A 13,836-nucleotide genomic window follows, 5' to 3' on the forward strand; every position below is an offset into this window, starting at 1 on the left:
TCAGGCGCATAGCGTCAGCTCGAAGGCCGCGTCCTCGTTGCTTGGCACCAGCTTGCCGCCTTCCTCCTGGCGCATGAGCCGCACCGAGACGATGAGGCGGTTGCCGCTGATCTCGGGTATGAGTTCCAGCGCAGGGTCGATGCGCAGGCGCAGCAACTGGAAGGTGCGGCCCTGCGGCAGGTTCTGCTGGAACTGGCCGCGCTCGGCAGCCACCTTCTGCGGCAGGCCGGAGTCGCGCATCAGCCGCAGCAGCAGATAGACCGATTCCGCCAGCGGGGCCAGGGTGGCAGCCCAATCCTGCAGGTCGTGCTGGCGCGCCTGCGGCGCATGGTGCTGCCAGGCGTAGTAGGCGGGCAGGTCGAAGCCGCAGGTGCCGCCGGGAATGCCCACGCGGCTGCGTATGCTCATGAGCCAGTCGTTCTCGGTCAGCGCATGCCCGGCCTTGCCGCTTTGCGCGTTGAGCGCGGCAAAGCACTGGTCGAGCTGGGTGATCACGCCGTCTAGCACCGTCTCGGAGATCGACGGGTTGCCGCGGTAGGCGTCGAGCTGGTGCTTGTGCTTCTCCAGGTCCTTGAGCACATCGGCCTTGAGGTCCGCGCGCGCCGCCACGTCCATGACCTCGAACATCGTCACCAGCGCATAGTGGTGGTCGAGCGAATGCGTGCGTGCGATGAGCTCGCCCAGGCGTTGAAACAGCTGCTCAAGCCGCAGATAGGTTCTCAGGCGCTCGTTGAAGGGGTATTCGTAAAGGATCACGCTACGGGGTTCCTGGATGCGCACTGTCGGGTATCAGGCGGGTGCGCGGCGCCGCGGCCGGCCGCGGCGCATCGCTCTTGCATCATAGCCCGAACGAGGCCGCGACCCGGTGTGCCATTGTTTGCAGATCCGACAGTGCCAGGCCGTCGTTGTAGACCACGAAATCGGCCGCCGCGCGCCGCGTGGCCCGGCTGCTTTGCGTGGCAATGATGGCGCGGACGGCGTCCTCGGCCAGGCCGCTGCGCGCCTGCACGCGGGCGACCTGCGTGTCCTCGCGGCAATCGACCACGAGCACGGCATCGAGCTCGCGCGGCCAGCGCCCCGACTCGGTCAGCAGCGGTATGTCGAAGACGATGAGGCGGTGGCACGCCTGGCCTGCTGCCGCCGCGGCCTGCGCGATCGCGCTGCCCACCAGGGGGTGGACGATGGCTTCGAGCCGCTCCTTGGCGCCCGCGTCCGCGAAGACCAGCGCGCGCATGCGGGCGCGGTCCAGCGCGCCCTGGGCGTCGATGTAGTCGGGGCCGAATCGGGCGCGGATGGCGGCTATGGCCGCGCCGTCCGGCTGCGTCACCGACCGTGCGATGCCGTCCGCATCGATGAGCGCCGCGCCGCAGGCCTGCAGCATGGCGGCAAAGGTGCTTTTGCCGCTGCCTATGCCGCCGGTCACGCCCAGCCGTATGGGCCGGCGGGTGGTCATGCCGTGTGCGCCTGCCATCTCTACAGCCCCAGGGTGGAGAAAATGGCACGCATGATACGCGCCGGCCCCCACAGCATGGCGGCCAGCCCGCCTCCCGCCAGGAACGGGCCAAAGGGCACGTACTTGCCCTCGCGCAGGCTGCTGGCGAACTTCATGGCGATGCCTACGAGGGCGCCGATGACCGACGCCATGAGGACGATGGGCACCAGGGCCTGCCAGCCGAACCATGCGCCCAGGGCCGCGAACAGCTTGAAGTCGCCATAGCCCATGCCCTCCTTGCCCGTGGCGAGCTTGAAGCCCCAGTAGACGAGCCACAGCGATACATAGCCCGCGGCCGCGCCGATCACCGCGTCCACCGGCTGCACATCTATCCAGCGCAGCACGGAGGCCAGCAGCCCGGCCCACAGCAGGGGCAGGGTGATGTCGTCGGGCAGCAGGGTCGTGTCCCAGTCGATGAGGGCCAGCGCCACCAGGGCTGCGCAAAAGCCGCACCAGGCCAGCGTCGTGAAGGACCAGCCCCAGCGCAGGGCGCAGGCATAGAACAGGGCGGCGGTGGCCAGTTCGACCAGCGGGTAGCGCACGCCGATGCGCGTGCCGCAGCCCGAGCAGCGGCCGCGCAGTGCGAGATAGCTGAGCACGGGAATGTTCTCGTACCAGCGCACCTCGTGCCCGCAGGAGGGACAGCGCGAGCGTGGCGTCAGCAGGTTGAAGGGCTGCTCGGTCGGCGCGGCGCCGCCCTGTGTCGGCAAGCCCGCATCCTCGGCGTACTGCGCGCATTCCGCGGCCCACTGCCGTTCCATCATGCGCGGCAGGCGGTGGATCACCACGTTCAGAAAGCTGCCGATCAGCAGGCCCAGGACGCCGACGAGCACGGCATCCGCAAACGCGGAACCCGTCATCAGACCACTTGCCCCAGCTTGAAGATGGGCAGGTACATGGACACCACGATGCCGCCGATGAGGGTGCCCAGGAACACGATGATGATGGGCTCCATGAGGCTGGACAGGCCGGCCACCATCTCGTCGACCTCGGCCTCGTAGAAGTCGGCCGCCTTGCCCAGCATGTGGTCGATGGAGCCCGATTCCTCACCGATGGCGCACATCTGCAGCACCATGGACGGAAACACATTGGCATTGCCCATCGCCGCCGTCAGGCTGGTGCCGGTGGAGACCTCCTGCTGGATCCTGTCGGTGGCCACGGCATAGACCGAATTGCCCGAGGCGCCGCCCACGGAGTCGAGCGCCTCCACCAGCGGCACGCCGGCGGCGAACATGGTCGACAGGGTGCGCGTCCAGCGCGCCACGCAGGACTTCTCGATCAGGGCGCCGAAGATGGGCATCTTCAGCAGGAAGCGGTCCATGGTGCGTTGCATCTTCTCGCTGCGCTTCCAGGCCTGCATGAAGAAGTAGAAGCCCCCCCCGATGGCGCCGAAGATCAGCCACCAGTAGGCGACGAAGAATTCGCTGATCGCCATCACGAGCAGCGTGGGTGCGGGCAGGTCGGCGCCGAAGGATGTGAACACTTCCTTGAACGCGGGGATCACGAAGATCATGATCACCGTGACCACGACGAATGCGACGACGAGCACCGAAATCGGGTACATCAGGGCGGAGCGGATCTTGGACTTGATGGCCTCGGTCTTCTCCATGTAGGTGGCCAGGCGGTCCAGCAGCGCCTCCAGGATACCGGCCGCCTCGCCTGCCTCCACGAGGTTGCAGTACAGGCTGTCGAAGTACATGGGATATTTGCGGAACGCGGCGTTGAGCGATGTGCCGGTCTCCACGTCGGCGCGGATGTCGTTGAGCAGCTTGGTCACGCTGGCATTGGTGTTGCCGCGCCCCACGATGTCGAACGATTGCAGCAGCGGCACGCCGGCCTTCATCATCGTGGCCATCTGGCGCGTGAACAGGGCGATGTCCTTGGGCTTGATCTTCTTGCCCCCGCTCGCCCGGCGCTTCTTGATCTTGGTGGGCAGGACGCCCTGGCGGCGCAGGGTCGCCTTGACCTGGTTCTCTCCGGAGGCCCGGACCTCGCCTCGCACGACCTTGCCGCTGCGGTCCTTGCCCTCCCATTCGAAGACGAAGTCCTTGATGTCCCTTGATGCGATGGTCGCCATGGTGCCTTCTCGCTGAGATGTTTATTCGTTGGTGACGGCCAGGACCTCTTCCAGAGAGGTCAATCCCATCTTCGCCTTGTGCAGCCCCGACTCGCGCAGGCTGCGCACGCCCTCCTGGCGGGCCTGCTTGGCAATGTCCAGGGCGCTGCCGTCGCGCAGGATGATGCGCTGGGTCTCCTCGGACACCGGCATCACCTGGTAGATGCCCACGCGGCCCTTGTACCCGTTGTTGCAGGCCGAGCAGCCGACGGGTCGGTAGGTGACCCAGGAGCCGTCGATCTCTTCTTCCTTGTAGCCTGCCTCCAGCAGGGTCTCGTGCGGTATGTCGGCCGGCGCCTTGCACTGGGGGCACAGGCGCCGCGCCAGCCGCTGCGCGGTGATCAGGATCACGCTGGAGGCGATGTTGAAGGGCGCGATGCCCATGTTGCGCATGCGCGTGAGCGTGGTCGGCGCGTCGTTGGTGTGCAGCGTGGACAGCACCAGGTGGCCCGTCTGGGCGGCCTTGATGGAGATGTCGGCAGTCTCCAGGTCGCGGATTTCGCCCACCATGATGATGTCCGGATCCTGGCGCAGGAATGCCTTCAGGGCCGTGGCGAAGGTCAGCCCCGCCTTTTCGTTCACGTTCACCTGGTTCACGCCCGGCAGGTTGATTTCCGAGGGGTCCTCCGCCGTGGCGATGTTGACACCGGGCTTGTTCAGCAGATTCAGGCAGGTGTAGAGAGACACCGTCTTGCCCGACCCCGTGGGACCCGTCACCAGGATCATGCCATAGGGCCGGCTGATGGCCTGGAGCAGACGCTCCTTCTCCTCGGGTTCGTAGCCGAGCGCGTCGATGCCCATCTTGGCGCTGCTCGGATCGAGGATACGGATCACGATCTTTTCGCCGAAGAGCGTGGGCAGGGTGCTCACGCGGAAATCGATCACGCGGTCCGGCCCCACCTTGAGCTTCATGCGGCCGTCCTGCGGCACGCGTTTTTCCGAGATGTCCAGGCGGGAGATCACCTTGATGCGCGATGCCAGCTTCTCCTTGATGGCGATCGGTGGGGATGCGATTTCCCTGAGCTCGCCGTCGATGCGAAAACGCACGCGGTAGTTGTGCTCGTACGGCTCGAAGTGCAGGTCGGATGCGCGCATGTTGAACGCGTCCAGCAGCATCTTGTGCAGGAACCTGACGACGGGCGCGTCCTCGACCTCGTTCGATGCGGCCTCCGAGTTCTCCTCCGAGGCTTCCTCGACGGAGATGTCGCCAAACTCGAAGTCGCCGCTGTTGACGATGCTGTCAAGGGTCTCGCTGCCGCTCTTTGCGGTAGCGTCCACCAGCTGGATCAGCTTGTGGTATTCGGCCACGATCCAGTCCACGCCCATCTGCGTGGTGAACTTGATCTTTTCCGCCGCTTCCTGGTTGGTCGGGTCGGCCGTTGCCACGATCAGGCGGTTGCTGCGCTTGCCCAGGGGAACCACCCGGTAGGCCTGGCACAGCTTGAAATCCAGCAAATCCTTCGGCAGGCGCTGGCGATCGAGCGCCTCCACATCCACCAGCGGCGCCCCGAAGATGGAGGACACCGTGTGGGCGAGGTCGCTGGAGGTGATCGCGTTGGACTCGGTCAGTTCGGCAATGAAGCTGGTGCGCGTCGTTTGTGACTTCTTGTAGATTTCCTCGGCGGTTTTCTGGTTCAGCTTGCCCACGGACATCAGTGCGCGCGCCAGGCCGGGTAGCGCGACGGGTTGAGCAACTTTCTGTGCGATGTCTGCGGAAGCCATGTAACCAACCGATTCTTATGGGAAAAAAGGAAACGCCTTGGATCATCGCCGATTGCCCGGGGCGTGTACAGATTTGCCCGTCGTGGGCGTTGCGCGCGAGACAGGGAGGCCGTTTCGCCCCGGCCTGGCGCCTGTGGGCCGGGCGCAACGGCCTGCCGGGCTTGGGGCTGCCAGGCCGCGCTGAAATACCAAGATTGCAATGAAAAAGAGCCAAACCAGCTGGACGCTTGATTTGGCTCTTCTCTTGGTTTCCTGGTCGGGGTGAGAGGATTCGAACCTCCGGCCTCTACGTCCCGAACGCCTATTTATTGCCAATAAAATCAATGTGTTGTACGATGAAATCCACTATTTGGGACACTTCGGGGACACGGGCCGGTGGGCACTATTACAAAACGCGGAGAGCTGCAGTGGCAGGCCAAGGTCAGACGCCGTGGCTTCCCTGCGCAGTCACGAACCTTCTCCTACAAAGAGGACGCTGAACGCTGGGTTCGGGCGATGGAGCGCGAGCTGGAGACGACCGGTTTCATCGACCGCCGGGAGGCCGAGCGCAACACCTTGGCCGACATCCTTTTACGGTATGAGAAGGAAGTCACGCCGCAGAAGAAATCCGCAGTGATGGAGTCCACCAAGATCAAGCTCTTGCTCAGGGATGCCGCCCTTACCCAGATCAAGACTTCAGCCTTGAGCAGTTCGATTGTCGCCGCCTGGCGTGACCGCCGCCTCAAGCAGGTCAGCGGGGCAACGGTCAACCGTGAGATCGACATTCTGTCGGCGGCGATCAACCACGCGCGGCGTGAGTGGGGCATTCATATCGAAAACCCCATCCCCTTGGTGCGGCGACCGGAGAAGGCCAAAGCCAGGGACAGGCGCTTCTCGGATGAAGAGATGGTGTACCTGCTCGCCGCTTTGACGGGCGGTGAGCGTCTGTCCGATGGTACGTTCAGCAAGGGGGCTCGCAACCCGTGGCTGCAGCCTCTGGTGGAGCTGGCCGTGGAGACGGCCATGCGCCGAGGGGAGCTGTTGTCATTGCGTTGGGAGTGTGTGAATCTGGACAGGCAGACGGCCTTCCTGCCCGACACCAAGAATGGCGATTCGCGTATGGTGCCCTTGTCGCGCAAGGCTGTGGCGATCCTGCAGGAGTTACAGGGCTTGGCTGGTGCAAACAATGCCCATGAGGGGCCGGTGTTCCAGACGACAGCAATGGCGCTGCGCAAAGGATTCAAGCGCGCCCTGGAACGTGCCCAGCAGCAGTACAAGGAAGACTGCCGAGCAGCCAGTAAACGCCCTGTTCGTGGCTTTCTGGAGGATGTCCATTTCCATGACACCCGCCACGAAGCTGCATCGCGCTTGTCGGAAAAGCTGAGCAACGTCCTGGAGCTGTCCGCCGTGACCGGTCACAAGGACTTGCGCATGCTCAAGCGTTACTACCACCCCCGTGCCGAAGACCTCGCGAAAAAGCTGGGGTAGATAGGCCGCCTGGACTGTGGACAAGGCTGTGTTCTGCACGGGTTGTCCTCGTTACATCGCCCCTTGATGGCTCGATACATCGCCCCTGATTGGGTTCTGGGGCAGGGTTCGTTAGATCGCCCCTTGTTGGTTCGATAGATCACCCCTTGTCTATACCTATAGGGTGTTCCTATAGATTTCCTATAGTTTTTGCTGGTAGCGCTTGCAGTTTCGGTGGAAAAGTCTGCGGGTTGGCTGGGGCAGGTCAGGCTCAATTGTCCGCAAGCGTGCCACGGTCTAATATGTAAAATATTTCAGACATTCTCAAATTCACCACCAACCATGAACCTGATCGAAATTGGCCATGTCGTGGGCGCCCGACGCGCCGAGTTGGGACTGACCCAGGCGCAACTGGCACACCTAAGCGGCCTGTCGCGCCAGACCTTGGTTGGGCTGGAAAACGGCACCTTGAGTGATTTGGGTGTCAATCGTGTTGGACAGGTCATGGCGGTGCTGGGGCTGGATAGCGCCCAGCCGGATACCCAGGCGCGGCGCAAAAAGCGCGGCTTGTGGATGGCGGCCAAGACGGCCAGTGTCAGCTATGCGGATGAACTTGCCCCCGAGGTGCTGGAGCAAGTCCTGGCCGGTGGCGATGTACCGCCTTCGTTCGCACCACACCTGACCCATCTGCTCGATGAGGCACCGGTGCCCACCGTTGTGATGGCGGTGGAAGAGGCCGCAGCGCATGCGCACCTGCCGCCTCGGCAGGTCTGGCGCAACGTCGCAAAACTCGCGCAGTCGCTATCTGTTCACCGTCGGGCGCTGTGGGCATGAAAGTCGATTCGCTGCCCAGCGGGGCTTGGCAGAGCCTGTTTCCGCGTGCGTTGGCGTTGATCGACGACATCAGCAGGTACGGCGGCATAGCGAACCCGTTCTGGACCTTGGGCGGTGGAACCGTGTTGATGTTCCGCTACCGCCACCGGCTCAGCAAGGACATCGACATTTTTGTGCCTGATCCGCAGTACCTGGGCTTTGTCACCCCACGGCTGAGCGATACGGCGGCGGATATGACCGAGGACTACACGGAACAGCCGGGCATGTTCGTCAAGCTCCAGTTCGAAGAGGGTGAGGTGGACTTCGTATCCGCCCCCAATCTGCTCGATGACGCCTGGGATACCTGGGACATCGGAGGCCGCGCCGTCAAAGTGGAAACGGCTGCAGAGATCATTGCCAAGAAGATGTATCACCGTGGCGACCGTGCCACTGCACGTGACCTGTTTGATTTGGCGTTGGTGATCGAGCGAGAGCCGCAGCAGCTTTTGGTGGCAAAGCCATTCTTGTTGCGCCATCGGAGTGCCTTCCTGACTCAGATTCGGCAGCCGCATGCCAGTCTGCAGGCTGCGTTTGGCGCTATCGCTACGCTGGATTACACACCCAGCTTCGACCACTGCGTGGCCGTGGCGGGTGGATTCCTGGACAGCCTGTAGCGGTTCAGGTGGCGCAGCCAAACCAAGCCGACCTTGCCGACAGTGGGATGGGGATGCAGGGTTGTTGTAGAGGTTCGTGAAGCGTATAAAAAAATGATCAATAATTTGACCAAAAAATGGAAATTAGTTAAATTAATGATCAAATGAGTTCTCATGAATCGCATGTCCTCCTTGAACGCCAACTGCTTCTGCAGCTTGGCGACCGTCTCAAGCGCCTGCGCAAGACCCAGCGCCTGGGCACGGTAGAGCTTGCGGCGCGCGCAGGCATGACGCGCAACACCCTGCGCGCGGTCGAGTCGGGCGACCCCGCACCATCCATCGGCACCTACCTGCGCGTCATGTCCATTTTGGGCGTTGGTGGCGATCTGGCGTTGCTGGCAGGCGATGTCTTGCAACCGGCGCCTGCGGGCTCCGCCGCCGCACGTTCCCGGCATCCCGCGCCCGTGGTGCATGTGCGCGTGCGCGCCGACCCAACCAGGCACCAGCTGCAGGACTTGCAAAGCCTGGCCCTGCATGAAGAAGCCGTGCGGCTGGCCAAGGCCGACCCTGCTCAGGTTCAGCAGGCAAAGGACACGCTCCAGCGCTGGCTGGCTACTGGAGATGTTCGCTCTGCAGCCTTGTGGCGTGAGTGGGAGGACATCCTGAAGGCGGGCGCCTGGCGCAAGGTGTTGGCCCGCACCCGCCGCGCGCAGCAGCTGCGCCAGGCATCACCGCTGGTCACGATCCTGCCGCCCGAGACCCGTCAGGCCATCCTGCAGCAGGTGAGCGAACTCAAGAAGGGGATTGCATTCGGCGATGAGCTGGGCGATGCGCCCGAGGAGCAACCATGACGCGCGAAGAGCTGGAGCACATCATTCGTGCCAGCGGTGACATCACCGACCAGTACGAATTTGTCATCGTTGGCAGCCAGTCCATCCTGGGCGCGGTGCCCAGGCCCGAGGACGTGTTCACGGTGTCCATGGAAGCGGACATCTATCCCCTGCAGGCACCAGAGCTGGCCGACAGAATCGACGGCGCCATCGGCGAAGGCTCGCAGTTCCACGAAACCTACGGCTACTACGCCCAAGGTGTTGGGCCGGAAACGGCGTGCCTGCCAGCGGGCTGGATGCAGCGCGTGCATCGCATCCAGAACCGCAATACGCAGGATCGGATTGGCTACTGTCTGGACGTTCTCGACCTCTTCCTCGCCAAGGTTGTGGCCGCACGAGAGAAGGATCGGGAGTTCTGCATTGCACTGCTGCAGTACGGCTATGTGAACCTGGAGGCCGCCCTGGCACTCGTGGACAACATGCCCCTCGATGCCAAGGCGCAGCAGACCTTGCGGGCGACGATACGGCGGTGGGCAAGGAATGCCGGTCGTTCGACTGCTTGAGCTGTTGGCGCGCTGGATGATTCAGCATCAAAGAGCTTCGGATGCAGCGTTGTTCAGCGGGGAGGGTCAGCTACGAATCATCGCCAAGAAGCCGATGGCAACCAAGACGCCGATGACGCCGGAGGCAGCAACCGCGCCCCACGTGCCCAGCTTGGGCTTGAGCCAGTAGTAGCAGCCAAAGGTGACCAGTCCGCCGACAAGGCCGAACAACTTGACGATGATGACCGCGACAATGGACGGCCAGAGCTAGTCCCATGAGCCGGACTTCTTTTCAGGCGTGGCAGCAGGTGCTGCTGTGACAGGCGCGGGCGTCTGGGGCTGTGACGGCGTGTTGGGGTCTTCGTAGGCCATGGGTTCCTCCTTTGTTGGTTATCACTTGCCTGCCGCGTTCAAGGCGCTGATCAGAATCAGTACGACGAAAACGGCGGCTGTGCATGCGAGCGCGCGAAACACGCCCCACTTCTTGTGGAGCACCACCGCGCTGCTGGATGTGTCCCACAGCGTCGTGCCGGTCTTCGTGAGCCGCCGATACGCGAACAGTTGCGTGAACAGCGCGACGAATGGAATACCCAGCCCCACGCCTTGAACAAAGACCAGAAAAGAGCGGTTCAGCGATTCTGAGAAGGAAAGCACGTTGCCGTCCGCATGTGCGACCCGGATGCCGAACAGCCACTTTGCCGGGGTGGTTCCGAACAACGAAAGCAGAAGCGTGTTGATTTCCACGCAAAGCTGACCCACCATTTCCATCGAATCTTGACCCACCCTGGTTCGTGAGCTTCACGCTCACGTTGTGGATAAGTTCTTGGTCGCCTTCTCCTTCTTGGTGGTCTGTGGTGGTTGCTGTGCGGAGCTATTCTTGAACCGGTAGCTGTCATTGCCGGTCTCAAGAATATGGCAGTGATGCGTGAGCCGGTCCAGCAGCGCCGTGGTCATCTTGGCATCTCCGAACACATTGGCCCACTCGCTAAAGCTCAGGTTGGTGGTGATCACGACGCTCGTGCGCTCGTACAGCTTGGACAGCAGGTGGAACAGCAAGGCTCCTCCTGACGTGCTGAATGGCAGGTAGCCCAGTTCATCCAGGATCACCAGATCGGCATAGGCTAGGCGGTGCGCGATCTGCCCCGGCTTGCCCTGGGCCTTCTCCTCTTCCAGTGCATTGACCAGCTCCACCGTGGAGAAGAACCGCACCCTGCGGTGATGGTGCTCAATGGCTTGCACCCCGAGGGCTGTGGCGATGTGGGTCTTGCCCGTACCCGGTCCACCCACCAGCACCACGTTGTTGGCGTTCTCCAAGAATTCGCAGCGGTGCAACTGGCGTACCAATGCCTCGTTCACCTCGCTGTGGCTGAAGTCAAACCCAGCCAGGTCCCGGTACGCAGGGAACCTGGCCACCTTGAGTTGGTAGGCCACAGAGCGCACCTCCCGCTCGGCGGTCTCGGCCTTGAGCAGTTGGGACAGGATGGGCTGCGCTGCGTCGAAGGCCGGCGCACCTTGCTCAGCCAGTTCCGCAACCGCCTGGGCCATGCCGTGCATCTTGAGCTCGCGCAGCATGATCACGATGGAAGCGATGGCAGGGTCATGACGCATAGCGCACCTCCCTCAATTGGTCATAGCGCAGCACGTTGGCCTGGGGTTCCACAGACAGCTTGAGGGCCTGGGGCGAGGTGACCGGTGCTGGGGCGGGCTTACCGTCCAGCAGGCGGTGCAGCACGTTCAGGATGTGGGTCTTGCTGGCAGCCCCTGACTCCAGTGCCAACTCCACTGCAGCGAGCACAGCTTGTTCATCGTGGTGCAGCACCAGAGCCAGAACCTCCACCATCTCTCGGTCGCCGCCTGGCTGCTTCAAGAGGGCGGCCTGCAGGCGCTTGAAGGCTGCTGGCAGTTCCAGGAATGGAGCACCATTGCGCAAGGCCCCGGGCTTGCGCTGCAGCACTGCCAGGTAGTGGCGCCAGTCGTACACGGTCTGTCCCGCACCATGGTGGTTACGCTCGATCAGGCGCTGATGCTCGCACACGATCTGGCCTTCGGCGGCGACCACCAGGCGATCGGCGTAGACCCGCAGGCTCACCGGCCGATTGGCATAAGGCGCCGGCACGCTGTAGCGGTTGCGCTCGAAGTGGACGAGGCAGGTGGGTGAGACGCGTTTGGTGTGCTCCACAAAGCCATCGAAGGGCCGGGGCATTGGCATCAAGTCGTTCTTCTCCTCGGTCCAGATGTCCGCGACGGTGCCCGGCAGCTTGCCGTGCTCGATCTCGTGCCACAGCGCCACGCAGCGCTCTTCAAGCCATGCATTGAGATCGGGCAGGCTTGGGAATGGCGGCACTACCTGCCACAGGCGATGGCGGGCATCGCGCACGTTCTTCTCCACCTGGCCCTTCTCCCAGCCCGAAGCAGGATTGCAGAACTCGGCCTCGAACAGGAAGTGGCTGACCATGGCCGCAAAGCGCGCATTGACGTCGCGCTCCTTGCCACGGCGCACCCGGTCTACGGCGGTGCGCATGTTGTCGTAGATGCCACGGCGGGGCACACCGCCCAGGACTGCGAATGCATGGTTGTGGGCATCGAACAGCATCTCGTGCGTTTGCAGCGGATAGGCGCGCAGGTAGAACGCTCGGCTGTGGCTGAGCTTGAAGTGGGCTACCTGCAGCTTGGTGCGCACGCCGGCGAGAACAGCCCAGTCCTCGCTCCAGTCGAACTGGAAGGCCTCACCCGGACCGAAGGCCAGGGGAACGAAGGTGCCGCGGCCAGTGGTCTGCTGGGCCACAAGGCGCTGCTCGTGCCAGAGGCGGGCAAAGGCCGCTACGCGGTTGTAGGAGCCGCCATAACCGAGCGCCTGCAGATCCACGTACATCTGCTTGACGGTGCGGCGCTGCTTGCGGGATCGGCCAGCTTCCGTCTTGAGCCAGCCAGCGAGCTTCAAGGCGAAGGGATCGAGCTTGGATGGACTGACCCGCTTGGCATAGTGCGGCTCGGCCTCGCCTACGCGCAGGTACTTGCGGATGGTGTTGCGCGAGAGGCCCGTGCGGCGGGCTATCTCCCGGATGGACAGCTGCTCTCGCAGGGCCCAGCGCCTGATGACACTCAGTGTTGCCACGTCTATCACTCCTGGTCTCCTGCTGCTCAGCAAAGCAGCAGGTTAGGGTTAGTACGTGGGTCAGGTTTGGATGGAAATCCCGGGGGTTAGTGGGTCACTTCTGCGTGGAAATCAACACTCGGGCACGAAAAGCCCACCGGTGGTGAAGGAAAGCCGGTAGGGTGCGGTCATGCGGCCAACTCCTTGTTCGAGAGGTAGCCGGGAGCGAGTACAGCAGTTTCGACCCCGTAGAGACTCAAGTGATTTTTGAGCCACAGGCGATATTCGGGGCCTCGCAGGCGGTGGTCTGGTGAGCAGTCCACACTCCATTTGCGCAGCACATATCCGGCAATGGCGGCGCGCAGCTTGAGGCGCAAGCTGCCATCATGCAAGCCGTAGTCCATGCGGGTAATTTCGGGACGCGGTTGGTCAGGGTGTGGAACAAGGTCGAGTTCTACGATGCGTGCCCACTGTGCGTCGTGCTCTGGTGTTTCGTGACGCTGCGGCGAACTTTCTGCCTGTACGTTGGGTGCTTGAATGCGGGTAAGCACAAAGTCGCGGAACTCATTGCTCTTGCGGTCGAAAGCGCGGACATGCCACCGCAGCCCGGTATCGAGCAGGGCAAAAGGAACGATCTGGCGCTGGGATGCGCCGCTGCTGATGGAGTGGTAGCGTATGTCCAGCACCTGTTTCAGGTGGATGGCTCGGGTGATGCAGGCCAGCACCTCCAGGTCAGGGTGCGAGAGGCATGAAGGCATCAGACAGGGCAGCAACGATTCAGACGATGGCGCGATGGCATCGCCCAGTTGTTCGGCCAGCCATGCCAGGGCCTGATCGGCGGATGTGGGGAACAGGGGGGAGAAGGCCGAGCCAAGCAGGTAGCCCTTGCTCCGGCTATCAAACTCGATGTTCTGGGGGGCGAGATCTCTGTACACCGCCAGGTCGCGCGATGCCGCTGCCGACTGGATGCCAAAACGGAGCATCACATCCGGGCGGCGCACTTCGCCGAGAAAACGCAAGCGCAATTCGATGTGCCGGAGGCGATCTTGTTGCGATTGCGGAATCGGTGCGAGTGACATGAAGTTACATCAAGAGAAGTCCATCGAGTATATCTATAGAAAATGACAT

General features: G+C 62.9%; 15 protein-coding genes. 5 read left to right on the forward strand and 10 right to left on the reverse strand.

Going from position 1 to position 13,836, the window contains the following annotated elements:
* From zapD to pilB, 5 genes are all read right to left on the reverse strand, one after another.
* Entirely contained in the window at positions 1-756 is a 756-nt protein-coding gene (gene zapD, locus ALIDE2_RS04335) for a cell division protein ZapD (protein ID WP_013721477.1), read from the reverse strand.
* Between the two features lie 82 nt (positions 757-838).
* Positions 839-1,453, reverse strand: a complete 615-nt coding sequence (gene coaE, locus ALIDE2_RS04340) for a dephospho-CoA kinase (RefSeq protein ID WP_013517806.1) — start codon at positions 1,451-1,453, stop codon at positions 839-841.
* Between the two features lie 20 nt (positions 1,454-1,473).
* Entirely contained in the window at positions 1,474-2,352 is an 879-nt protein-coding gene (locus tag ALIDE2_RS04345; RefSeq protein ID WP_013517807.1) for a prepilin peptidase, read from the reverse strand.
* Entirely contained in the window at positions 2,352-3,569 is a 1,218-nt protein-coding gene (locus ALIDE2_RS04350) for a type II secretion system F family protein (RefSeq protein ID WP_013517808.1), read from the reverse strand. The genes ALIDE2_RS04345 and ALIDE2_RS04350 overlap by 1 nt, the downstream gene beginning before the upstream one ends.
* A gap of 21 nt (positions 3,570-3,590) precedes the next feature.
* Positions 3,591-5,330 carry a type IV-A pilus assembly ATPase PilB gene (gene pilB, locus ALIDE2_RS04355; protein WP_013721478.1) on the reverse strand — a complete coding sequence of 580 codons (1,740 nt, stop codon included), beginning with the start codon at positions 5,328-5,330 and terminating at the stop codon, positions 3,591-3,593.
* A 375-nt stretch (positions 5,331-5,705) separates the two neighbouring features.
* Here pilB and ALIDE2_RS04360 point away from each other — a divergent pair, with 375 nt between their 5' ends.
* The 5 genes from ALIDE2_RS04360 (at position 5,706) to ALIDE2_RS04380 (ending at position 9,635) form a co-directional block, all read left to right on the forward strand.
* Positions 5,706-6,797, forward strand: a complete 1,092-nt coding sequence (locus ALIDE2_RS04360) for a site-specific integrase (RefSeq protein ID WP_013721479.1) — start codon at positions 5,706-5,708, stop codon at positions 6,795-6,797.
* Positions 6,798-7,118: 321 nt separating this feature from the next.
* Positions 7,119-7,610, forward strand: coding sequence for a helix-turn-helix domain-containing protein (locus tag ALIDE2_RS04365; RefSeq protein ID WP_013721480.1), 492 nt, complete (start codon positions 7,119-7,121; stop codon positions 7,608-7,610).
* The gene (locus tag ALIDE2_RS04370) at positions 7,607-8,263 is read left to right on the forward strand and encodes a nucleotidyl transferase AbiEii/AbiGii toxin family protein (protein ID WP_013721481.1); all 657 of its coding nucleotides are present in this window, start codon (positions 7,607-7,609) and stop codon (positions 8,261-8,263) included. Before ALIDE2_RS04365 ends, ALIDE2_RS04370 begins: the two co-directional genes overlap by 4 nt.
* 143 nt (positions 8,264-8,406) lie before the next feature.
* Complete coding sequence (locus ALIDE2_RS04375; RefSeq protein WP_013721482.1) at positions 8,407-9,093, forward strand: helix-turn-helix transcriptional regulator; 687 nt, start codon at positions 8,407-8,409, stop codon at positions 9,091-9,093.
* A complete protein-coding gene (locus ALIDE2_RS04380) occupies positions 9,090-9,635 on the forward strand; it encodes a DUF6036 family nucleotidyltransferase (protein WP_013721483.1) in 546 nt (181 codons plus the stop codon). Before ALIDE2_RS04375 ends, ALIDE2_RS04380 begins: the two co-directional genes overlap by 4 nt.
* A 66-nt stretch (positions 9,636-9,701) precedes the next feature.
* Here the strand turns inward: ALIDE2_RS04380 and ALIDE2_RS25165 are convergent, their stop codons facing one another.
* From ALIDE2_RS25165 to ALIDE2_RS04400, 5 genes are all read right to left on the reverse strand, one after another.
* Positions 9,702-9,845 (reverse strand): hypothetical protein, encoded by a 144-nt coding sequence (locus ALIDE2_RS25165; protein WP_158307690.1) that lies wholly within the window; start codon positions 9,843-9,845, stop codon positions 9,702-9,704.
* Between the two features lie 162 nt (positions 9,846-10,007).
* The gene (locus ALIDE2_RS04385; RefSeq protein WP_193353137.1) at positions 10,008-10,397 is read right to left on the reverse strand and encodes an RDD family protein; all 390 of its coding nucleotides are present in this window, start codon (positions 10,395-10,397) and stop codon (positions 10,008-10,010) included.
* 21 nt (positions 10,398-10,418) lie between these two features.
* Positions 10,419-11,222: an IS21-like element ISThsp10 family helper ATPase IstB gene (gene istB / locus ALIDE2_RS04390; protein ID WP_005800888.1), complete on the reverse strand. Its 804-nt coding sequence runs from the start codon at positions 11,220-11,222 to the stop codon at positions 10,419-10,421.
* Positions 11,212-12,738 (reverse strand): IS21 family transposase, encoded by a 1,527-nt coding sequence (gene istA, locus ALIDE2_RS04395; protein WP_013721393.1) that lies wholly within the window; start codon positions 12,736-12,738, stop codon positions 11,212-11,214. Before istA ends, istB begins: the two co-directional genes overlap by 11 nt.
* Positions 12,739-12,896: 158 nt before the next feature.
* Positions 12,897-13,787, reverse strand: coding sequence for a helix-turn-helix transcriptional regulator (locus ALIDE2_RS04400; protein WP_013721484.1), 891 nt, complete (start codon positions 13,785-13,787; stop codon positions 12,897-12,899).
* Positions 13,788-13,836 lie beyond the last annotated feature (49 nt).

Source organism: Alicycliphilus denitrificans K601, from assembly GCF_000204645.1.
Taxonomy (GTDB): domain Bacteria; phylum Pseudomonadota; class Gammaproteobacteria; order Burkholderiales; family Burkholderiaceae_C; genus Alicycliphilus; species Alicycliphilus denitrificans.